At 56.7% G+C, this 20,785-nt stretch carries 20 protein-coding genes and 2 pseudogenes; 4 read left to right on the forward strand and 18 right to left on the reverse strand.

The features are described from left to right. Positions 1-3: 3 nt before the first annotated feature. From ACQZ6J_RS32600 to ACQZ6J_RS32655, 12 genes are all read right to left on the reverse strand, one after another. Entirely contained in the window at positions 4-360 is a 357-nt protein-coding gene (locus ACQZ6J_RS32600; RefSeq protein ID WP_449087073.1) for a hypothetical protein, read from the reverse strand. A gap of 110 nt (positions 361-470) precedes the next feature. Beyond that, positions 471-1,958, reverse strand: a complete 1,488-nt coding sequence (locus ACQZ6J_RS32605) for an NAD-dependent succinate-semialdehyde dehydrogenase (RefSeq protein WP_449087074.1) — start codon at positions 1,956-1,958, stop codon at positions 471-473. Between the two features lie 43 nt (positions 1,959-2,001). Next, a complete protein-coding gene (locus tag ACQZ6J_RS32610) occupies positions 2,002-3,021 on the reverse strand; it encodes an ABC transporter permease (RefSeq protein ID WP_449087075.1) in 1,020 nt (339 codons plus the stop codon). Positions 3,022-3,031: 10 nt separating this feature from the next. Next, on the reverse strand, positions 3,032-4,006 hold the full coding sequence (locus ACQZ6J_RS32615; protein ID WP_449087076.1) for an ABC transporter permease: 975 nt from the start codon (positions 4,004-4,006) through the stop codon (positions 3,032-3,034). Then, positions 4,006-5,565, reverse strand: coding sequence for a sugar ABC transporter ATP-binding protein (locus ACQZ6J_RS32620; RefSeq protein ID WP_449087077.1), 1,560 nt, complete (start codon positions 5,563-5,565; stop codon positions 4,006-4,008). Before ACQZ6J_RS32620 ends, ACQZ6J_RS32615 begins: the two co-directional genes overlap by 1 nt. Before the next feature lie 188 nt (positions 5,566-5,753). After that, positions 5,754-6,653, reverse strand: a complete 900-nt coding sequence (locus ACQZ6J_RS32625) for an NAD(P)-dependent oxidoreductase (protein WP_449087089.1) — start codon at positions 6,651-6,653, stop codon at positions 5,754-5,756. 19 nt (positions 6,654-6,672) lie between these two features. After that, positions 6,673-7,362 (reverse strand): GntR family transcriptional regulator, encoded by a 690-nt coding sequence (locus tag ACQZ6J_RS32630; RefSeq protein ID WP_449087078.1) that lies wholly within the window; start codon positions 7,360-7,362, stop codon positions 6,673-6,675. 73 nt (positions 7,363-7,435) lie between these two features. Then, the gene (locus ACQZ6J_RS32635) at positions 7,436-7,849 is read right to left on the reverse strand and encodes a GFA family protein (protein ID WP_449087079.1); all 414 of its coding nucleotides are present in this window, start codon (positions 7,847-7,849) and stop codon (positions 7,436-7,438) included. A 95-nt stretch (positions 7,850-7,944) separates the two neighbouring features. Further along, positions 7,945-9,114: an ABC transporter substrate-binding protein gene (locus ACQZ6J_RS32640; protein WP_449087090.1), complete on the reverse strand. Its 1,170-nt coding sequence runs from the start codon at positions 9,112-9,114 to the stop codon at positions 7,945-7,947. Positions 9,115-9,244: 130 nt separating this feature from the next. Beyond that, the gene (locus ACQZ6J_RS32645; protein WP_449087080.1) at positions 9,245-10,369 is read right to left on the reverse strand and encodes an LLM class flavin-dependent oxidoreductase; all 1,125 of its coding nucleotides are present in this window, start codon (positions 10,367-10,369) and stop codon (positions 9,245-9,247) included. A 64-nt stretch (positions 10,370-10,433) separates the two neighbouring features. Next, positions 10,434-10,835: a carboxymuconolactone decarboxylase family protein gene (locus ACQZ6J_RS32650; protein ID WP_449087091.1), complete on the reverse strand. Its 402-nt coding sequence runs from the start codon at positions 10,833-10,835 to the stop codon at positions 10,434-10,436. Positions 10,836-10,921: 86 nt separating this feature from the next. Continuing rightward, positions 10,922-11,431 carry a flavin reductase family protein gene (locus ACQZ6J_RS32655; protein ID WP_449087081.1) on the reverse strand — a complete coding sequence of 170 codons (510 nt, stop codon included), beginning with the start codon at positions 11,429-11,431 and terminating at the stop codon, positions 10,922-10,924. A gap of 138 nt (positions 11,432-11,569) precedes the next feature. Between ACQZ6J_RS32655 and ACQZ6J_RS32660 the strand changes: the two genes are divergently transcribed. Then, positions 11,570-12,337, forward strand: a complete 768-nt coding sequence (locus ACQZ6J_RS32660) for an SDR family oxidoreductase (RefSeq protein ID WP_449087082.1) — start codon at positions 11,570-11,572, stop codon at positions 12,335-12,337. Between the two features lie 28 nt (positions 12,338-12,365). Here the strand turns inward: ACQZ6J_RS32660 and ACQZ6J_RS32665 are convergent, their stop codons facing one another. The 5 genes from ACQZ6J_RS32665 to ACQZ6J_RS32685 all read right to left on the reverse strand — a co-directional run bounded on the left by ACQZ6J_RS32665 (position 12,366) and on the right by ACQZ6J_RS32685 (position 17,441). Then, positions 12,366-13,595, reverse strand: a complete 1,230-nt coding sequence (locus tag ACQZ6J_RS32665; RefSeq protein WP_449087083.1) for an alpha/beta fold hydrolase — start codon at positions 13,593-13,595, stop codon at positions 12,366-12,368. A gap of 144 nt (positions 13,596-13,739) precedes the next feature. Next, entirely contained in the window at positions 13,740-14,429 is a 690-nt protein-coding gene (locus tag ACQZ6J_RS32670; RefSeq protein WP_449087084.1) for a GntR family transcriptional regulator, read from the reverse strand. Between the two features lie 146 nt (positions 14,430-14,575). After that, positions 14,576-15,352, reverse strand: a complete 777-nt coding sequence (locus tag ACQZ6J_RS32675) for an N-acyl homoserine lactonase family protein (RefSeq protein WP_449087085.1) — start codon at positions 15,350-15,352, stop codon at positions 14,576-14,578. Positions 15,353-15,395: 43 nt separating this feature from the next. Then, the gene (locus ACQZ6J_RS32680; protein ID WP_449087086.1) at positions 15,396-16,520 is read right to left on the reverse strand and encodes a zinc-dependent alcohol dehydrogenase family protein; all 1,125 of its coding nucleotides are present in this window, start codon (positions 16,518-16,520) and stop codon (positions 15,396-15,398) included. Positions 16,521-16,547: 27 nt separating this feature from the next. Further along, positions 16,548-17,441, reverse strand: coding sequence for an MBL fold metallo-hydrolase (locus ACQZ6J_RS32685; protein ID WP_449087087.1), 894 nt, complete (start codon positions 17,439-17,441; stop codon positions 16,548-16,550). 285 nt (positions 17,442-17,726) lie between these two features. Between ACQZ6J_RS32685 and ACQZ6J_RS32690 the strand changes: the two are divergent. The 3 genes and pseudogenes from ACQZ6J_RS32690 to ACQZ6J_RS32700 form a co-directional block, all read left to right on the forward strand. Continuing rightward, positions 17,727-17,983: pseudogene (locus tag ACQZ6J_RS32690) on the forward strand (hypothetical protein); the annotation flags it as partial. Positions 17,984-18,467: 484 nt separating this feature from the next. Continuing rightward, complete coding sequence (locus ACQZ6J_RS32695) at positions 18,468-19,556, forward strand: Zn-dependent alcohol dehydrogenase (protein WP_449087088.1); 1,089 nt, start codon at positions 18,468-18,470, stop codon at positions 19,554-19,556. A gap of 241 nt (positions 19,557-19,797) precedes the next feature. Continuing rightward, positions 19,798-20,680, forward strand: a pseudogene (locus ACQZ6J_RS32700) (MFS transporter); the annotation flags it as partial. Here ACQZ6J_RS32700 and ACQZ6J_RS32705 read toward each other — a convergent pair. After that, positions 20,649-20,785 (reverse strand): aldehyde dehydrogenase family protein (locus tag ACQZ6J_RS32705; protein WP_449087092.1); only part of this gene is annotated, 137 nt, incomplete at its 5' end. The pseudogene ACQZ6J_RS32700 and the gene ACQZ6J_RS32705 overlap by 32 nt on opposite strands.

Here is a 20,785-nt window from a genome sequence, read left to right on the forward strand (position 1 = left end):
AAATCACGCGTTGTCAAATCGGAGGGCCTTGTCGACTACCCGATCTGCGACTGATCTCAGACTGTTACCCAGGCCGCCTTCGTTGAAATCCTGGTCCATCGCGTAGATGAATTCGGCAACCATCCGTGCGTCGAAAAAGTCGGTCAGCGCACGCGTATAAGCCTCGACCTGCTTTCCATGACCGGGACTCCTGCCGGTTGCAAACGCGATAACGGGACGGGATGTGAGCGCCTTGATATCCAGCAAATCGAAGAAAACATGCAAGCCGCGCTTTGCCGATACAGTCGCAGCAATGTGCGCCGCAAGTACTCCCGTCTTAGACGGACGCGTAAGGTTTCCTGTTATGCCGACGACCCGCATGCTCCAACGTCCTCAACGCCAAGTCCCAATCCTATAATATCAGACAATCATACAATTTTCAAAGCGCGAGGAGTAATAGGCAGCGGCCACCAGAGCAGCGGCCCGGAATATTATTCGGACATTCCGCCCATGCAGACATATTTCATCGACAGAAAGTCATCCATTCCGTACTTCGAACCTTCCCGCCCGAAACCTGACTGCTTCACGCCGCCGAAGGGAGCCACCTCAGTGGAAATCAGCCCGGTGTTGACGCCAACCATCCCATATTCAAGAGCTTCGGTTACCTTCCAGACATTGCGCAAATCGTTTGCGTAGAAATAGGCGGCAAGGCCGAACTCCGTATCGTTTGCAAGCTCGATCACCTCATCGACCGTCTTGAAACGGAAAATCGGTGCGAGCGGCGCGAAGGTTTCCTCTCTTGCGACGATCATGCCGGCATTGACGTCGGCGAGAATGGTCGGCTGGACAAATGTCCCGCCACGCCAGTGGCCGCGGCCACCGGCCACCAGGCGGGCGCCTTTTGCCAGAGCGTCATCAATGTGGGCGTTCAGCTTTGATACCGCCGCGTCGTTGATCAACGGACCTATCGCGACGCCATCCTCAAATCCATCAGCAACCTTCAGGCTTCCGACCCTGTCGGCTAGCTTTCTTACAAAGGCGTCGTAAGCTCGGTCCTGGACGTAGATGCGGTTTGCACAGACGCATGTTTGACCCGCATTTCGAAATTTCGAGACCATTGCTCCTTCGACAGCAGCATCGATGTCGGCGTCGTCAAACACGATGAAGGGCGCGTTTCCGCCGAGCTCCAGGCTAAGTTTCATAATCTTCTGGGCACCCTGAGCCATCAGGACACGGCCGACTTCCGTCGAACCCGTGAAGGTCAGCTTCTTGACGATCGGGTTTCGACAAACTTCTTCACCGAACATACGGGACTGCGTGGTCGGCAGCACGCTGAACAGGCCCGCAGGAACGCCTGCCCGTTCGGCGAGTACGGCAAGTGCTATCGTCGACAGCGGGGTTTCCGCCGCGGGCTTAAAAACGATTGCGCATCCAGCGGCGAGTGCGGGCGCAACTTTCCTCGTCACCATTGCATTCGGAAAGTTCCAGGGAGAGATGCCGGCGACCACGCCGACGGGCTGTTTCAAAACCAGAATCCGCTTGTCCGCCTGATGACCCGGTATGGTGTCTCCATATACGCGCTTGGCTTCTTCGGCGTACCACTCGATGTAGCTCGCGCCGTAGGCAACCTCGCCTCTCGCCTCAGCCAGCGGCTTGCCCATCTCGGAGGTCAGAATGATAGCCAGGTCCTCGACGTTTTCGAGGACAAGCTCGTGAAACTTCTTCAGGATGCCGGCTCGATCCTTCGCTGCCCGCTTGGCCCATTGCACTTGGGCGAGCTTAGCCGCCGTGATGGCATGCCGAATTTCCTCGAGACCTGCACTCGGGATCTTTGCGAGCAAGTCGCCGTTCGACGGATTATAGACGTCAACGGTCGTTCCACTTCCATCATATTCCCGCCACTCGCCACCCACGTAGCTGGCTTCACGCACGAGCCCCTGATCCTTAAGCTTCGCCTTGAGCGTCGATGAGATCGCCATCGATCGTTTCCTTTCAGTTTTTGAGGATACCCGATCGGAAGGATCAGACCTGATATCGGATGTGCGGAGAGCGCGCGTAGATCGCCACCATCGGAACAATCAGCAAGCCCACAATCGCCTGCTGTGCGGCGAAGCTGAGCCCCAGGCCGACAAGAAGCGATGTCAGGATCGTAAGCACAAGCACGCCGAGAACCGTCGCCCCGTAACCGCCGGCACCGCCGAGCAGCGAGGTTCCACCGATCACGACGGCAGCGACTGTCGTGAAGAGATAGGGGTCTCCCACACCGACGAAGCCACCGCCGGAAAAGCCGAGCAGCAGAACGCCGGTCAATGCCGACATTGCCCCGCTGATTGCATGGATAACCGTCCAGATCCGAAGTTCGGACATCCCAAGACGGGCAGCGGCGACACGGCTGCCACCGACCGCGTAAATCGAACGACCGAACCAGGTGTTGTAGAGGGCCCAAATCGTTATTGCTGTCACGAGGAGCCAAAGGATGACCACCGGCGGGATGGGAAGGCCGAAGGTTTTTCCATTGAACGCCGCGAAGTTGCGCAGCCAGGCAGGAACAGGCGCGAAGACCGTACCGCCAAAGGACGATCCCATCGAGGTGTAAAGTTGAACGGCACCGACCGCAGCGAAACCAACCCCTAGGGACATGATCAGCGCCTGCCCCTGCAGCCTGAAGCTCAGAAGGCCGTTGCCAAATCCTATGAATGCGCCGAGCAGAACAACCACAACAATCGCCAGCCATGGTGGCAGACCTGCGACCAGCAGGCTTGGGAACAGGATGTTGGCGCCGCCGATTAGATACGGGATGGAGAGATCAAGCGCGCCCACCAGAGCACAGAGCGTCTGACCGAGTGAGGCAAGGCCGAGGAACGCGGCAAGGAGCAGGATCGAACGAGCGTTTCGAGGCGAAACGAAGCCGGGCACCAGTATCGCTCCAAGGATGAGAAGCACCGCGAGGAGCGCAAAGCCGATTGCGATCCCACGCGGCACCCGGAAGCCATTGACAGAGGGCTCCTTGAGGGACTTCGTCTGAGAGATGATCGTATTCATATCGAATCCCCTATTGAGCCAGTCGTCGGTTGGTCATGAAGACATTGACCAGGAGCGAGGCCACAAGAATGATGCCAAACGCCATCTGCGTGACGAAGCCGGTTACATTTCCGAAGCTGAACGCCGACAGAAGGTATGAGATTAGAAACATGTTCAATGCGCCCAAGGTAGATCCGAGCGCGCCGCCTCTACCACCAGCCAAATTGGCACCGCCAAGCACCAGCGCCGTGACGGCCTGAAGCGTATAGTTGCTTCCTTGCGTCGGATCTCCCGAGGAGATCAGGGCCGTATAGCTGAGAGCGGCAAGCCCGACAAAAATCCCGCCCATCGCGTGCGCTGCGATACGCACCAGATCCACCCGCACGCCGCTCGTATAGGCCATGCGCTCGTCGGCTCCGGTCATCCGCAGGTGCGTAAAAAAAGCTGTCCGGCGAACCAATCCCCAGAGTGCAAATGCGACGATCAACAAAAACAGGACGGGGGAAAAGATTGTCGTCCCGGCGCCCCAGCTCATCATCCAATCCGGAGCGACGCCGCCGGGGCTGGACATGACCATGAGGTTGACACCGGACAGGACCAGAAAGCTGGATAGCGTCACGATGATCGGTGCAACGCGGACGTAAATAATGATCAGCGCCTGCGCCATCTGATACAATATCCCGACCCCAATCACCCAGCCAATGACAGCAATCGGATTTGTTACACCATTGCCGACCAGCCAGGCGATCAGGGTAACGTTGATGAACCCGAGAAGCGGCCCGACCGACAGGTCAACGGATGCACGCCCAGCCATCACAATCGGGGTCAGAGCCATCGTTGTCAGGATGAGCGGTGCGGCAACCAGAATTGCGCCACCAAGTCCATTCACCGTAAACAGTCGCGGCGATATCGCCGCAGCGGCCAGGATCAGGACCAGGAATAGGCAAACGGGCACGAACAGCGAACGATCTTGAAAAATCGTCGAAACTCTGGATCGCGGAGCCATCAGTGGACCTTTCGTTCAGTCGAAAACTCGACGATCTCGGCCTTGGAGCGGCCGAACATCGCCGCGAGCATCGTCTCTTCGTTGATATCGTCGCCCTCGAGCGATCGGTAGACACTGCCGCGGTGAAAGACGTCGACGCGGTCGGCAAAGCCGATGAACTCTTCGATCTCACTGGACAAATAGATGACCGCACCGCCTTGCTCGGCGAAAATCTGCAGTTCCCGATAAAGGTCGCGCTTCGTGCCCAGATCGACACCGCGCGCCGGATCGTTGAGGATGATGACTTTCGGATCGTTCGCAAACGCCCTGCCGATCAGTACCTTCTGCTGGTTACCGCCGGAAAGGGATGTGATCTTGTTGTCCGCATGTCCGATTTTCACGCGAAGACGCTCGACCTCGCGCCGGAACATTTCCTTCAATCGTGAACGTTTGATGATGCCGAATGGCCCAAGGTTGCGCTTGTAAATCCCGATCGCAAGGTTCTCAAAAATGCTCTGCTGCGGGAAAATACCCTCTCGTTTTCTGTCGCCCGAGACATAGACGACGCCGAGGCGAGACGCGTCACCCAACGTGTCAATTCGTACGAGCTCATTGGTCCGCGCGTCCAGCACCCTCACGACCCCCCCGAACGGTGCGACGATCCGGGCAACCGCACGGACGAAGGCGTCCTGGCCTTGGCCGTCCAGCCCGGCCACGCCGACGATAGAGCCTTCCTTGGCATTGAAATCGAAAGAACGCGCGCCGCGCTGCGCCACGGCATCCGCGACCTCCAGGATCACGCGCCGGTTGTCGGCATTCCTGCGTTTCGCACCGACTGCAACGCCACTGAGCTTCCGATCGGCCGGCGTCATCATCGCCAGCAGATTAGCCTCGTTTATGTCCGCCTTCTCCAGGACCCCGACCGTGACCCCGTCGCGAAGTATCGTCGCCCGGTCGGCGATACGCACCAGTTCGGCAATGCGGTGTGTGACAATGATGATGGTCGAGCCCGCGCTCCGCAGTCGGTCGATTTCATCATGAAGGCGAAGGGTCGCATCAAGGTCCAGAGCCGCTGACGACTCGTCAAGGATAAGCACCTTCGGCTTTCTCAGGATCGATCGCGCAATGACGATCCATTGCTTGACGCTCAAAGGCAGGTCGCTCACGCTACGCGAGAGATCAACATGTTGCCCGACCAGGCGATCCAATAGAGCTTGAGCTTCCCTCTCGCGCTCACTCATCGATCTGCGCAATTCCAGAAAGCTGTCCCGCCCTACATAAAGATTGTCGAGAACGCTTGCCTCGTCGGCGACCAAAACCTCCTGAAAGATGGTCGCAAGCCCAACACGCTTTGCGTCGATCGGCGTCTTGATCTGGCTGCCGAGAACGATCGCTTCGCCGGCGTCGGGAACCAGGACCCCGGACATGATCTTGGCCATCGTACTCTTGCCGCTGCCGTTCTCACCGACAATGGCATGAACTTCGCCGGCATGAGCTTCGAAATCGCACTTCTTCAAAGCCTTCGTCTCGCCGAAGGCCTTGGCGACATTGGCCAGGCGCACTGTCAATTCCCGCGGCATATGTTTCCTCCCGTCAAACGTTCGCGCAGGCGTTGCGGTGCGCTGGTACGCCGTGCGATCGCTCCAATGATTGCGTTCGGGTGACCTCCTCAGGCGACAGCGGGCCAACCGCCGCTACATCGTCTCCTCACCCTCCACTCAGAATGACAGATTGTCTGATAATCTGTCAATAGATAAAGAGTCGCAGACTAGGCATCGCCCTGGCTGTTGCGAGCGAGATATTTTACCATTTCGGTATGATCCGCAGAGCCACCCAGCGCCTTCGCGGCCCGCTCCCACACATCTACGATGGACGAAAGGCTTTTCAAATCCATACCCAGTTCCAGAGCCAGATCAGACGCAATCCTAATGTCTTTCGCCATAAGACCGAGCGCGAACCCGCTATTGAACGTTTCGGAGAGCACGAATTGCTTCATCTTGATTTCCGACGCGTTGTTGCGGCCGGAGGACGCGTTCAGGATATCAACGATGACGTCCGGTGCGAGGCCGAACTTCTCGCCGAGCAAGACCCCTTCCATCGTAGCGACGACACCGGCACCGGAAACATAATTGTTGATCGCCTTCATCGCGTGGCCGGAACCAACCGGGCCCGTCTTGAAAATCTTTTCTCCCATCGCAGCAAGAAGCGGCTCGGCCTCCTCTATGTCTGTCGCATTGCCTCCCACCATGATTGCGAGGGTGCCTGACATTGCGCGCTTCGTGCCGCCGGACACTGGTGCGTCCACCAGTCGTACGCCTCTGGTGGCAAGATCGGCGGCGAGCCTGCGTGTGTCAGCGGGAGCAGAGGAACTCATATCTATGACCAGCGCGCCGTTCTTGAGACTACGCCAATTCTCGCCGGCCAAGAGAGCGTCGCGAACGATCTTGCCGGTCGGAAGCATCGTAACGACAATGTCCGCATTCCAGAATGCCGCGGCTATCTCAGCGCAGGCGTTACCGCCTGCCAGATTAAAGCGCTGCCTTGCATCATCCGAAACGTCGAATCCTGTGACATTGAAGCCGGCAGCGACAAGATGACCGGCCATAGGCAATCCCATGGCTCCCAATCCGACGAACGCCACTTTGGCGGAACGATTTTGATGTTGCATATTTGGTCCTCCATGGCTGCTACTTCGCGTATGGCCCGTCGTTCTGACGCAGATATTCCAAAGCGACCTTTGCCGCTTTCTCGATGTGCAGCTTGCATGCAGCATGAGCCCGCGGACCGTCGCGATCCGCGATCGCCGCCGAGATATCCTTGATCTCGCTAAGGCTATGCCGCAGCCTACCTGGTTGGTTCATGGACGTCATTCGCAACAGATTAATCCGATTATGTAGGCTCAAGAGCATTTGTCGGGCAAAGAGGTTCCCACTCCCCGACATTAGACAGTCATAAAAAGCGTTCTTGGATGACGCGAGCTGTGAACCGCTACCGGTTTCAACCGCCGTCTCAAAATCGCTGACTGCCTTGCGAAGGGCGTTGATCTGATCATCTGTCCCCTGCTCGGCAAAGAGCTGACCCGCGAAACCCTCGAGTATCGCCCTGACCTTGTAAAGTTGGTCCGCCTCTTCATAGGTAATGATCGTCACCACCGGGCCGCGGTGAGGATAACTTGTGACAAGGCCCTCTGCCTCAAGCTGTCGCAGCGCCTCACGAATAGACGTCCGTCCGACGCCGATCAGTGCGCAGAGTTCCCGCTCGATCAGGCGGTCGCCGGGACCGAACCTCCCATCGGCAATCGCCTGCCGCAGCTTTTCCTCGACCTGAATGCGCAGCGAGGCATTCTGCCTCTCGACCTGAAGAACACCATCATTCATCGCCCCTTACCCCGCATCTGCGACGAGATCCTGATTTCGCACCACGGACTGAGGCGCGCGAGTTGCCGACAACTTAGGCAAACTCTTCGTAGCTTGGCATCGCGGGATCGTGGTTGAGCCAGGCACAGGCATGGGACATCCACACGTTGGACATGGGCACAGAACCTGGATCCCTGTCGAACGTCCCGGCGCGCACCACTTTCGCCTCCGGATTTGCAGGACGCTCCGCATAGACGTGGGACCCACAGGTGGAGCAAAACCATCTAAGCTTCCCGGGCGTCGATTCAAAACTCTTCAGGACGTCCCGTCCCGCCAACAATCTGAAATGCTCGCTCTTCACCTTTGCCGCTGTGTTGTGATCCGCGGCATGCGATTTCCGACATGTCTGACAGAAGCAGTTCCACATTGGGCCGTCGATTTCATCGACCTCATAGCGAACCGCCTTGCATTGACATGATCCCAGGATAGGCATCCTGTTTCCTTTCATCCGTAATTGTTACAAGTTCAGAGCATCGAGCACATCCGTTTCGCGCCGGCCAGGGATAGCCGGCGCGAAAGGAGGGAGGCCTTTTCAGACCCTGCTTACTTCTTCGGGCGCCAGGCCAATGGATCTTCCGGCCGCTCAAAATACTTGGCGGCAACCTCTGCGGGCCACCAGGCATCGTTCTTCGGCTCGAGCCAGTCAGTCGAATTCGGGTCGCAATCCGCCTTCAGAACTTCCTTCACGTCATCGATCGTGTAAGGCAACGCCGGACGCAAGATCGACTGGATTTTCGGCCCCTGTCCCTCGAGCGTGCGCATCATGACGTCCCACACGAGCCGGGCGTCAGAACGCGGCGGCCAGAAGTGGAAGCTTTTGCTGACAAAGTCCGGATTGTTCCGCCAATAGCAAGCCGCCGACAGCTCGCCGCCTAGAACGATAGGCATCATATCACGGCCGGACTGCTGCACTGCGTTGACGACACCGTTTTCGGCTGCTGACTGCACGAGGATGCCATTCACTTCGGCCGGGTTTGTCGCAAGGAACTTCTGGACTTCGACCTGTGCAACCTGGTCGGTCCACTTGCCGGCTACGTCACCGACGATCTTGATGCCCGGATACGCCTCAAACGCTTTCTTGGCACCGACGTTGAAACTGTCCGAAGATGCAAAGCCCGGAATACCGGACACCATCAGCACATTGCCTTTGCCTTTGATTTCCTCGGCAAGCCATTTCGCCGACGTGTAGCCGCCCTGGGCGTTGTTCTCGGTCGCGCTGATCGCGTAGGGTGAGGTCACATAACCCGAAACCGAGAAGACCGGTACGCCCTTGGAGTGCGCATATTCGATCGTCTGGTTGATTGCCGTCACGTTGGAGCAGCAGATGATGATTGCATCGACACCGTCGTCGACCATCTGGCGCATCTGCTGAATTTGAACTGCGTCCTTCAGGTCGGATTGCGTCACGACCAGGTCGGACACCAGACCGGCTGCCTTATATTTCGGCAACAGCTTGTTGGTCAGCTCGTCTAGGATCGCTGCACGCCACGTGTTTCCAGCATAGGTCGAGGCATAGCCGATTTTCCACGGCGGCGGGCGCTTGGCCACGAAGTCCTTGAAGACCGTCGGCCCCACCGGGATCGCTGGATCGACAATCTTGTACAGGGCCTGTTGATCCGGCGGCAGCGAATCCAGCCCGTCGGCCGAGGCAATACCGGTCATTTGATATAAGCTTGCCAATATGGCGATCGCTCCAATCAACTTCTTTAGCATGTATGGGTCTCCTCCCCTCATCGACTCCGCTCAAGTCAGCGTCCCCTTTGATCGTCTGACCGCGGAAGGCATGCGCCGATCTCAGTCGGCCAATATTCGAAGGGGCGACCTTTGGTCGCCCGGCTCCCGATCAGTTCCGCAGGCCAGCCTGCTTAAGCAACGGCATGACGCGATCGTTGAAGAACGGCAGCTCCTCGTTGTAATCGACCATGGTCAACAACGCGCCATCGACACCCGTTCGGCTCAAGGTAATCAGCTTGTCGGCAACCTGCTCTGGCGTGCCAACGAGCGGGAAGCCGCCCCAACCGGCGATGAAGCGTTCCTTGAACTTCTGATACATCTCGGCCGAATGGTTCTGCGATTGGACCTGGAGGACCTCGCAGATGTTCTCGCATGCCTCCCAGTCGCCCTTCTGGTTGACGTAGTAATCGTAGTAATCCTTCGCTTCCTTCTCCGTCTCGCGAACGACCACCGGGCAGGAGGTGAAAGTACCCAGATCGCGATTGTACTCGGTGCGCGCCAGGTCCTTCACCTTCTTGACCCAGGTTGCGCCAGCTTCCATGTCCTGCATGAAGCCGAAGTTGAAGTCACAGAATTTTGCAGTGAAATGCATGCCCTTACCCGAGGCGCCGGCGCAGATCATGACCGGGCGGCCGGTCTTCGTGTTGTATGGCTTCGGCTCGCTGAAAGCGTCCTTCACACGAAGGAACTCGCCTTCGAATGTCACGCCGTTCTCACGCCACAACCGTTCGACGATCTCCATCCATTCGGTCGCATATTCATACCGGGTGTCATGCTCCATCATCGGCACGCCGAACATTTCCATTTCAGGCGTGAACCAGCCGGTCACGAGGTTCAGACCATAGCGGCCCTTGGAAATGTGATCGATCGTTGTCGCCATCTTGGTCGCGACGATCGGGTTGAGCGTGGGGATGTGCGTGGTCGAAAAGAATTGCAACTTGGTGGTGACTGCCGCGAGGGCTGCAGCCCAGGTGAAGGTGTCCATGTTTACGCCGTTGAAGTTCGACGGGCCGCCAAACCCTCGCCAGCGAGCGATCGGTACCATGCACTCCCAGCCAGCAGCTTCGAGCTGCCTTGCGATCTTTACATTATGCTCAAAAGTCGGTTCGAACGTGCTCTCGGCCAGCGTGATGGCACATGCGTTGGAGCAGTTTGTCCCGAATACGCCGAGTTTCAGTTTGTTGTCGTTGAACATTGGGTTTCCGGCGGCTCGGAAATCGTCCTGAGTAGTCACTTTATGTCTCCTCCATCTGGAATGCTGAGCAGCGGGCCTTGGAGGCCCACTCTGTGCCCGTGGGTCAAATGCCCATATCTTCGAATACATCCTGAGCGATGCGGAAGCTGTCGATAGCGGCCGGTACGCCGCAGTAGATCGCAACTTGCATGAATATCTCGCGAAGCTCTTCTTTCGTCAGGCCATTGTTGATAGCACCCCTGACATGGAGCTTCAGCTCATGCGGACGATTCAGCGCGGAGATCATGCCAAGGTTCAGGACGCTGCGGAATTTCCGATCAAGGCCGGGCCGGTTCCAGATTTCATCCCAGCAATACTCGGTCACAAGCGCCTGCATCGGCCAGTTGTATTCAGTCGCCTTGTTGATCGATGCGTCAACATAGGCTCCGCCAAGCACTTCGCGTCGCGTCCTCAGTCCGCGCTCGAAACGCTCGCTGACCTCGCGACCGTTGACTTCCGACTTCACGTTTGCGGCTCCGCTCACGATTTTCTCCTTCAATGGTTCATTCGTTGATTGGGTTGAATTTCCTAAAGCCCGCAAATCGCAGGCGATCATGCAGCCGATTCGATGATTGCCGACGAACGAACAAGCTTCCCGTCCTCGTACAAAAGCGGCGCGATGGATTCGATGAAGCGGGCCTCGAGAACCTCGCCGAGAACAACGTCATGCGTGGCGACGTTGACCGCGGTCTTGAGTTCACAAACGAATGCCGCCTGCGCATCGGCGAGAACCGGCATTCCGTCCAAGGACAGCCACTGGCCGTGCTGAAAGCGCTCCTCGCCTTTCAACTTACCGCTGAATAGGGGCACAAGGGGGGCATGCGAAAGGTGCAGCATGTTGACCGCGAACTTGCCCGCAAGCTTGAGGGGTTGGCTGATGGAGGCGGATTGATTGATGCACACGAGGATGGTTGGCGGATCCGCCGTGACCGACTGCACCGCCGTTGCGGCCATGCCATGACGGACGCCCTGGTGCTCGGTGGTGATCAAACAGATCGTGGACGTGAACCGGCGCATTGCGGCTCTGAACGCCTCCTGCCCGGCGCAGTTTGCATCGCCCATCTTCTCCCTCCCTAGCTTTGTCTTTCGCGTTGGCTGCAATAATCAGATTATCAGACAATCTGTCAACCACATTTTGCGATATTGACAGATTGTCTGCGAGAATGTTTTCTCAGGGTGTCGATATGAGAGGAGACAACAATGGATCTGGACCAGAAGGTGTGCATCGTGACCGGAGCCGGCAGTGGCATCGGTCGGGCCACAGCCGAATTATTTGCGCGACACGGCGCGCGTGTTGCCGTGGCAGACCTAAATGCCGAGGCTGCCAAGGCGGTCGCCGAGGACATTGGCGGCGGCGCGATTGCCGCGAAGGTGGACGTCTCCTCGGCCTCCGAAGTGGAAGCGATGGTATCCGCAGTTATAGGAGAGTACGGAAGAGTTGACGTCCTGATCAACAATGCGGGGTTCGGGATGACGGGGAACGTAGTAACCATCCAGGAAGCCGATTGGGATCGCATCATGGCGGTGAACGTCAAGGGCATCTTCCTTTGCTCAAAGTACGTAATCCCCATCATGGCCCGACAAGGCGGCGGGTCGATTGTCAACACCACCTCCTACACGGCCGTATCGGCCATCGCGGACCGCACCGCCTATGTTGCGTCGAAGGGGGCAATTTCCTCCCTCACTCGTGCGATGGCGCTCGATCACGCGAAGGACGGTATCCGGGTGAATGCCATTGCACCGGGAACGATCGATTCTCCCTATTTCACGAGGATTTTCGCGCAGTCGGACAATCCGGAAAAGCTGCGTGCCGACTTCAACGCAAGAGCTGCAATGAACCGCATGGGGTTGCCGGAGGAGATCGCCGAAGCGATGCTGTTCCTCGCCTCGGATCGATCTCGTTTCGCCACCGGCAGCATCCTGACAGTCGATGGTGGCTCGTCCATTGGCAACCACCTGGTGAAATAAATAATGGCGGCGGCTTGCGCCGCCGCGATCAACGATGTTGGGCGATGAACTCGAGCGCCTGGACCAGGTAGGGTCTGAACCTGTCCGGATGTTCGCACATAGGAAAATGCCCGAGCCCGGGCATCGTCAGATGCAGGCTGCCAGGAATGAGCTTCGCAAGCTTCTCCCCATCTTCCGGGGTTGCCGAATAATCATAGTCGCCCGACAGAAGGGCAACCGGCGTATGCGAGCCATCGATTTGAGGTGCGGTGACGCCTCCGTCGAATTCATCGCTATAGAATGCCAAGTCGCCGGGATAAACGCCCGGAGCCCCTTGCGAATAAATCCAGCTTGCACGCCTACGCTCGGCCTGCGGACTGATGGGGCTCATGATCCCTCGGACATATGCCGAATTATGAAGCGCGCCGTGAACATTTACGTTGTGTTGGTAGGGATTGCGACGCCCTTTCGATCGGAATGGCGGTTCGATCGCAACAATTCCCTGGAGCAGGTCCGGTCTCTCCGCCGCCAGGACCAGCGACATTGCCGCCCCCATTGATCCTCCGGCCACAATTGCCCTATCGCCAACGACTTGCTGGATAATCGCCGTGCACCAGGCAAGATAAAGATCCTTCGTCAATAGGTAGGGCGAGCCGTCCCACGACAAGGGCGGCATCGATCGACCATGATACGGAAGATCCACGGCGATTAGCCTGTAGGAGGCCGCAAGTCCGGTATCGGACAGCTGTGCGAGAAACTGACGGCTATCTGCACCGGCCGTGTGGAGGAAAAGAACAGGTGTCCCTTGGCCTGCCTGTTCGTGGTAGATTTCGTGGGCAACACCGTCAATATCCACAATCGCGTAACGTCCGATCACCTGACCAAGGTCGCGATCGGCCTTGGCAACGTCATATACAGGCGTCTGAACCACAAGTTCGAATAGACGTTCGAGCGCCGGCCGGGCTCTCGCGATTTCGAGAGGCGAGCCGGACAGCTCAAAGTTCGGATTTGCCAACTGAAAAGCGGTGAAGGAATGATAGGTGGCCGGCGGGGGAGCTTGTAGAACTTTTCCCCAACTGTCGGGTGACGCACTCAGTATTATGTCCGCATCCTGAGCACCATGCGCCAGCGCCAGCGTGCCGTCAGCGATCGTGATCGTCGCTTTGTCATCCCCGACAAACAGTGCTACGCGGACATTCAGATTTGGTATCAGCCTTGGCAGTTCCAGGTCCTTAAGCGCATCACGCAGCCGCGTGGTGAGTTCGCTGTAGATAGCCAAATTTTCCTCCCCATGTTGAGTTGGCATTTGGGGAGGACATCACGCACAATTCTCCCTATACGGAGAGATAAGCAGATTATCAGACAATCTGTCAACGCAAAAGACGATTGCGCACTCTCTTAAAAAGGAGTGCCGGCGTGGCCCTCAATCCGCCGGAGCCATGTCGTTCTTACGCAGATAGTCGAGCGCAACCTTGGCCGCCATGTCGATATGATGCTTGCACGCCGCCGCAGCTTTTGGTCCGTTTCGATCTCTGATCGCTTCAGCAATTTCACGTACCTCGGCCACGCTATGCATGAGACGACCGGGCTGCGTCATCGACGTCATTCGCAAAAGCGTTACGCGGTTATGCAATGAAGTCAGCATCTGCTTCACGAAAACATTACCACTTCCGTTCATTAGGCATTCGTAAAATGCCGTCTTGGACGCGATCAGCCTGCTGCCTGAGCCGCTTTCCGCGGCAGCGGCAAATTCTTCCACTAGCCGGCAAAGATTCTCGATGCTTTCCATTGAGCCGTTCTCGGCGAACTCCTGCCCGGCAAAGCTCTCCAACAAGGCCCTCACGCTGTAGAGCTGCGCCGCTTCGTCGTAACTGATTGTGCTGACGACCGGACCGCGATGCGGATAGCTTGTGATCAATCCTTCGGCTTCCAGTTGTCGAAGCGCTTCTCGGACGGACGTGCGTCCTACCCCGATCAATTCGCAAAGCTCGCGCTCGACGAGCCGCTGGCCTGGCTTGAAGCGACCGCTCGCGATTGCTTGCCGCAGCTTGTCTTCGACCTGTATTCGAAGAGAGGCATTCTGGCGTGCAATTTGAAGATCCGATTCACTCATAACGTTTCCGAGCCCATCTAATTTTCTTGGCGAAAACCGCCACCTTCGGACATTATATTGTCCATTGCTGGCGTAAGACAACCCGATTGTCTGATGCTTCCCGGAAAATTTCAATCGTTTGAAGATTTGCGGAGCAGATAGCTTCGCTATAAAAGCACTCGTATGAACGGCAAATCCGGTGCAAGAGGCGGAAATCTCACCAGAACCTCCGGATCGTGGCCTGGCACAATGATCCCGTTTTCCCCGGCGAGCATCTGAAGCTTCCTATAACCCTCGACCACCGCCTCATAGTTCGCAAACAGCGGAAACACGTCGTCAGATTGGAGGTAGCGCTCGAAATGCAGAGCATCGGAGGCAATGACAGCAATTCTGTTTCCGACAGCAACCCTGACGACTTGCAGTCCTTTCGAGTGGCCGCCGACAAGATGCAGGCTGAGGCCAGGGACCACGTCCTCGTCACCATCGTGGAAGCACATCCTGTTAGAGTAGACCAGCCTGACGGCATCGACGACAGCTTCGGCGGCGAAAGGCCGACGCATGCGCTCGTGACACATGCACCGGCCCGTTCCGTAGGCCATCTCCCGATCCTGAATATGAAACCTGGCATTGGGAAAGTCCCCGAGATTGCCGGCGTGATCGTAATGAAGATGGGTGATTACGACATCGGTGATGTCGCCAGGGGCTATTGAGAGGCAGCGCAACGCGTCCACGGGATGGATAAGCAACGTTCTGCCGCGCGCTCTTCCTTCCGCAGGGCTAAAGCCAGTGTCGATCAAGACCAGCCGGTTCTCGTGTCGCACGACCCAGATGAAATAGTCTATGCGTTGAGGCCGCTCATGCGGATCATGGGTATCCAGCGTAAGATCGGCTGGCGGCCGTTCGGCCGTACCGTAATGTATTGCCAGTGCTCTCCACGGACGCAATGTCGTTCCTCTGTCTCTCTATCGGACTGCTCTCGTCGGTCGATCACGGCAGGACCAAGTGCCGGATGACTTCAGCACGATCCAGGCGATCAAAGGCCTCGTTGATGTTGTCCAGCGACCCTGTGCTCGATAGAAGCTTATCAACAGGCAGCTTCCCGCGCAGGAAGAGCTCGATGTATCTCGGAATGTCGCGCGAAGGCACACTTGATCCCATGTAACTTCCCTTGATGGTACGCTCCTCGCCGACCAGCGGAAGGGGCGAGATTTCGAACTTTGAATTGACATTTGCCAATCCCGCAGTCGCGGTCATTCCGCCACGGCGAGTAATATTGTAGGCCAGTTCAAAAGCTTTTCCCGAGCCGGCCATTTCGATGGCGTAGTCGACGCCACCGTTGGTCACATCCTTGATTGCACTAACAACATCGGGCGCACTTGCAATGAACGTCTGTGTTGCACCCAGTTCCCTTGCCAGCTCCAGTTTCGCTGGGACCAAGTCAACCGCCACAATCTCGCCGGCACCGCTCGCAACTGCGCCGAGAACCGCTGCCAGACCGACGCCGCCGAGGCCAACAACGGCGACAGACTGTCCCGGCTTTACCGCGCAGGTATTCATCACAGCTCCGACACCCGTTACCACGGCGCAGCCGAACAAAGCGGCCTTGGTGAGATCGACTTCCTTGGTGATCTTGACCACCGAATTTACGGATACCACTGCGTATTCCGAGAACGCCGAGACTCCGCTGTGATGATTTACCTCGTAACCCTTCAGCCTGATGTGCTTGCTTCCGGACAAAAGCGTACCGGCTGCATTGGCCTTGTAGCCGGGCTCACAGAGACTAGCGCGCCCTTCCGCGCAGTAACTGCAATGTCCGCAAATCGGCAAAAACGACATCACGACATGGTCTCCGACCTCGACGTTGTCAACGCCGGGTCCGATCTCCTCAACGACACCTGACGCCTCGTGACCCAGTGCAACCGGTAGCGGCCGTGGCCGATCGCCGTTTATTGCGGACAAATCCGAGTGACAAACCCCGGCAGCCTTGATTCTTACAAGAACCTCCATCGGCCCAGGTGGCGATAGCTCGACCGTCTCGATGGCAAGCGGCTTCGACTGAACATAGGGCTTCGACAAGCCTGATTCCCGCAGGATGGCGGATCGTATTTGCATCTGATTACCTTCTGATTGGGTTCGACTTTAGTCTGCGAGCAATTGCATTGGGGACTGGATGTAACGAAACCCCTTGCCTTCGCGCGCGACATGACCGGTTCCCGGCCAGGCGAAATGATAGGACATGATCTGGATTCGGTCGGTTGCCAGCATGTCGAGAACCCTGGTGCGAGAACGCGCCGACAACGTGGGATCGGTGTCGTACTTGAACTCCATCCAAGGGCGCTCCATCAGGAGAACGTGATGATGGGTAAGATCGCCGAGAAAACAAAGGCAATCACGGCCCGACTGAATGAGAAAGCAATGATGTCCAAGCGTGTGACCAGGCGCGTGCAGAGCTTGCACGCCCGGAAGGAACTCGTCCCCGTCGCGAAAGAAGAACGTGCGGTCTTTGTGCGGCAACAGGTTCCTGCGCGCGTTTTCGACCTGAAACTCGAATCCTGGCGCTAATGTCGAACCGTCCGTCCAGTCTTTGAAGTCGCTCTCGCTGATATAGATCTGGGCATTGGGGAAATTCAGCTCTCCCTTCTCATCGCAGATACCGCCCGTGTGATCGATGTGCGCGTGCGACAAGACGATCGCGTCCACTTCCCCGGGATCGCGGCCGGCTTCACGCATGCTTTTCAGCAATCGGCCCGTGGTGGGACCAAAGGCCTTGGACGCGCCCATTCCCGTGTCGAATAGTATCGTCCTCCCGTTGATTTCCACGAGCGGCACGTTCTGCTCAAGTACGACATTCCCCAGCGGAAGAAAGTTGCGATCGAGCATCTCGGTGACGGTGTGCGGTTCCACTCCGAAGAAATTCTCGCTGGGGTCACCGAGTTCAAGCGGACCATCCGAGAGAACGGTGATACGCCCTTCGCCGAACTTGAAGGGATAATAATATGGCAGCTTTGCCAGATGTGATTTTTCCAACGCCACGCGAGTTCCTCCCAAAGATCTCCGCGCTCATCATTGACAGATTGTATGATAATCTGTCAATGGCTTACATCACGGTTGTCTTAGTGCCGATCAAGGCTTGGTCGGATCCCATCGAATAAGCTTCTGACGGCGCCTATGAATCGAATTGGGTTCACGGCGCCCATCAGTACAATAAGTCATTGTTTTCGCTGAGACGATCAGGATCACGCAATACTTGTTCACAGCCGACTCGCCCGCTGTCACGGGAAGTGTCAGGAATTTGGTGGACGGGCGGGCACAATGGGTATGAAGGAGATCACCCATGGCGGGACGGAAGAGCCTATTATCCTCCATAGCATCTTAGACCAGTTATCGGCTGGCTCCGATGAGAAGACGGCTTTCAAGAACAACGGACTGCTCGACCAGGTGAAGAAAGCCTTGGCGGAACGAGCTTTGAACACAGAGAGGGATCATCAGCTCTCTGGCAAGAGCCTGCCGGCTACGGCCGCAAGACGGTGTTGACGAATAGCGGCTCTCTTGAGCTTTCCATTCGGCGCGATCGTCAGTCAGGTGGCCTTATACCACAATGGTAGGCTAATTTAGGACGTTACCTCATTGTTGAACATTGTGCTTCGCACCATGAACTGCGATGCGTGGTGCTTATTTTTCCGGCCGCAAGCTCAAAACCTCCGCTCGCAGACCAACTTAGCAGCGGTTTGGTCAACATCCCTGATCATTTGACGCACCTCAAGGTCGTCCTTTGAGACGATCAAGCTTGTGCTAGCTGCTTTAAGAAAGCGTAGATGCTCAGCCTAACATTTGTGTTCCGATTGTTGGTTAGGCACAAGGTTGTCTCCTCATAATCTATAAAAAGCGGCATCCGATCTTCCTCCTTTTTGATGAAGATGGGGAAGGCGCCTTCTGTGCACTTTTATTGTTGAAGAATAATCGCAGAACTCGTCACATTATAGCAGAGCCCGACACTCGAAGCAGTTGCCGATACCTGCCGATCAAACGTTTTGACCAAGCGTATCCAAGGAAACCGATATGAAAGCTGCTATTTTCCATGGTCCACATCAGCGTCTCGCCATCGAGGACGTGTCAATATCCAATCCTGGTCCGCATGAAGTACTAATTCGAACTGCCGCTGCCGGTCTTTGCCATTCTGATTTGCATTTCATGGAGGGTCTTTACAAGCTCGAAGGACCAGCAGTGCTGGGCCATGAAGTGGCCGGTATCGTGGAAAAAGTTGGAACTGACGTCACTTACGTTCAACCGGGCGATCACGTCATTACGTGCCTTTCCGTCTTTTGTGGTCAGTGCGACTATTGCACCACCGGGCGTCCCTTCAACTGCGACCATCGGCATGAGACTGAGAGAAAAGCAGAGGAAGTACCGCGCATAAGCCGAAACCAGCAAAAGGTATCGCAATTATATGATCTCGGTGGCTTCGCAGAGCAAATGCTGGTGCATGAGCACGCTGTTGTGAAAATCCGTCGTGATATGCCGCTTGATCTGGCAGCGTTGATTGGATGTGCCGTAACCACAGGAATGGGAGCGGTGATTAATACCGCAAGGATCGACGTCGGTTCAACCGTTGCTGTCATCGGCTGCGGCGGTGTCGGACTAAATGCCATCAACGGAGCGTTCATAGCTGGTGCAAGGGAAATTATCGCGATCGATGTTCAAGAATCCAAGCTAAACCTTGCGAGGAATTTTGGTGCGACCCAAACCATCAACGCAGCGACGTGCGATCCCGTCGAGGCTATCATGGAACTCACAAATGGTGGCGTGGAATACGCTTTCGAGGCTCTCGGACTGAAGAAGACCGCCGAACAGGCGTACCAAATGCTCCGGCCATCCGGTCTCGCTGTGATTATAGGCATGGTACCACAAGGACAAAAAATCGAAATCAATGCGTCCAGTCTATTGTATGAAAGGCGGCTAATGGGATCGAACATGGGATCGAACCGCTTCAGGGTAGACATGCCCCGCTACATCGATTTCTACATGAGCGGCAGACTAAAGCTCGACCAGATGGTCTCGAAGCGAATTGCACTTGCTCAGATCAATGAAGGCTTTGACGATATGAAGACGGGAAATTTTGCCCGTTCAGTGATCGTGTTTCCAACTTAAGCATTGCAAGGGCAACTTTGCCCGCCTTCTATTGTTAAGTCTAGGTGGCGACCAGCCAATGAGGAGGTAAATGCGTGGGTCGCCCTGGAGCGCGCATCAAACGCAATCTTGGGATGAGGTTATTGTGATAACAATGTTCGCATGTACCATGTGATTGGTGGGACAGAACGGATTTTACCTCGCCGAAGGAAAGGTCATTGCGCGATGCCTCGAAATCGAGTTCTCAGTCATCTATGCTATGTTGTCGTCTTACATCCTCGGCCTTTTCACAACGTTTCTCGCATGCGGTAGCCTCTTCGTCCGAAGAGGACTTGCAAGAGATCGGCCGCTTGTCGATCTGCGCAGTTTCCTTGATTGCAATTTTCTCGTTGGTTCTGCGCTCAGCTTCACGCTTGGCATCGGTCTGTTCGGCTCGGTCTATCCGATGCCGATGTTCCTAGTATTCAGCCGAGAACACAATGCATTCGATATCGGCATGATCATGCTTGTGACGGGCGTGACGCAACTCATCACGGCGCCGATTGCCGTTGCGCTCGAAAAGCGCACCGACGCGCGCCTGCTTTCGTCACTCGGATTCGGTGTCTTCACCCTCGGCATTGCCATGAGTGCGTTTCAGGATTGACGCACGGATTTCGGCGCCATGTTCTGGCCGCAGGTCGTCCGCGGCGCGGCGATCATGTTTTGCCTGCTTCCGCCGACCCGCCTGGCGCTCGGCTTGCTTGCCGCCGAACGCATGTCCGATGCGAGCGGTCCGTTCGACCTGATGCGCAATCTGGGAGGACCAATAGGAATCGCATCGATCGACACGATCATATACACCCGCTCGGAGCCGCTCGGTGCAGAACTATGGGCGAAGCTTCAGGCCGACGATATCAAGACCGCTGCTTTTGTCGGCGCACCCATAAAAGCAATCGCCGGGCATTCTGGGATGTTCGATGCAGATACGACGGCACTGCTCAATCCTCTGGTTCAAACAGCGGCAAGCGTCTGGGCCATCAACGAAGCATGGAGCTGATGTCGATCCTGACCGGGTGCCGCTATTGTGCATTCCGTTCGCCCGGCGCGCCTCGGCCTCGGTGGTTGTTCAAAGCCTCATACGACGCCGCCGAGGCAGACATATTTGATTTCGATGAATTCCTCGATGCCGTAGCGGGACCCCTCGCGGCCGAGGCCGGAGAGCTTGACGCCGCCAAAGGGGGCTTCGGCCGTCGAGATCAGGCCGGTATTGA

The sequence above is a fragment of the Rhizobium sp. A37_96 genome (assembly GCF_053521765.1).

Excerpts from the sequence above, each read along its gene's own strand:
- ACQZ6J_RS32600 (WP_449087073.1), bottom strand. The coding sequence starts at position 360 with ATGCGGGTCGTCGGCATAACAGGAAACCTTACGCGTCCGTCTAAGACG.
- ACQZ6J_RS32605 (WP_449087074.1), bottom strand. The coding sequence starts at position 1,958 with ATGGCGATCTCATCGACGCTCAAGGCGAAGCTTAAGGATCAGGGGCTC.
- ACQZ6J_RS32610 (WP_449087075.1), bottom strand. The coding sequence starts at position 3,021 with ATGAATACGATCATCTCTCAGACGAAGTCCCTCAAGGAGCCCTCTGTC.
- ACQZ6J_RS32615 (WP_449087076.1), bottom strand. The coding sequence starts at position 4,006 with ATGGCTCCGCGATCCAGAGTTTCGACGATTTTTCAAGATCGTTCGCTG.
- ACQZ6J_RS32620 (WP_449087077.1), bottom strand. The coding sequence starts at position 5,565 with ATGCCGCGGGAATTGACAGTGCGCCTGGCCAATGTCGCCAAGGCCTTC.
- ACQZ6J_RS32625 (WP_449087089.1), bottom strand. The coding sequence starts at position 6,653 with ATGCAACATCAAAATCGTTCCGCCAAAGTGGCGTTCGTCGGATTGGGA.
- ACQZ6J_RS32630 (WP_449087078.1), bottom strand. The coding sequence starts at position 7,362 with ATGAATGATGGTGTTCTTCAGGTCGAGAGGCAGAATGCCTCGCTGCGC.
- ACQZ6J_RS32635 (WP_449087079.1), bottom strand. The coding sequence starts at position 7,849 with ATGAAAGGAAACAGGATGCCTATCCTGGGATCATGTCAATGCAAGGCG.
- ACQZ6J_RS32640 (WP_449087090.1), bottom strand. The coding sequence starts at position 9,114 with ATGCTAAAGAAGTTGATTGGAGCGATCGCCATATTGGCAAGCTTATAT.
- ACQZ6J_RS32655 (WP_449087081.1), bottom strand. The coding sequence starts at position 11,431 with ATGGGCGATGCAAACTGCGCCGGGCAGGAGGCGTTCAGAGCCGCAATG.
- ACQZ6J_RS32660 (WP_449087082.1), top strand. The coding sequence starts at position 11,570 with ATGGATCTGGACCAGAAGGTGTGCATCGTGACCGGAGCCGGCAGTGGC.
- ACQZ6J_RS32670 (WP_449087084.1), bottom strand. The coding sequence starts at position 14,429 with ATGAGTGAATCGGATCTTCAAATTGCACGCCAGAATGCCTCTCTTCGA.
- ACQZ6J_RS32680 (WP_449087086.1), bottom strand. The coding sequence starts at position 16,520 with ATGCAAATACGATCCGCCATCCTGCGGGAATCAGGCTTGTCGAAGCCC.
- ACQZ6J_RS32695 (WP_449087088.1), top strand. The coding sequence starts at position 18,468 with ATGAAAGCTGCTATTTTCCATGGTCCACATCAGCGTCTCGCCATCGAG.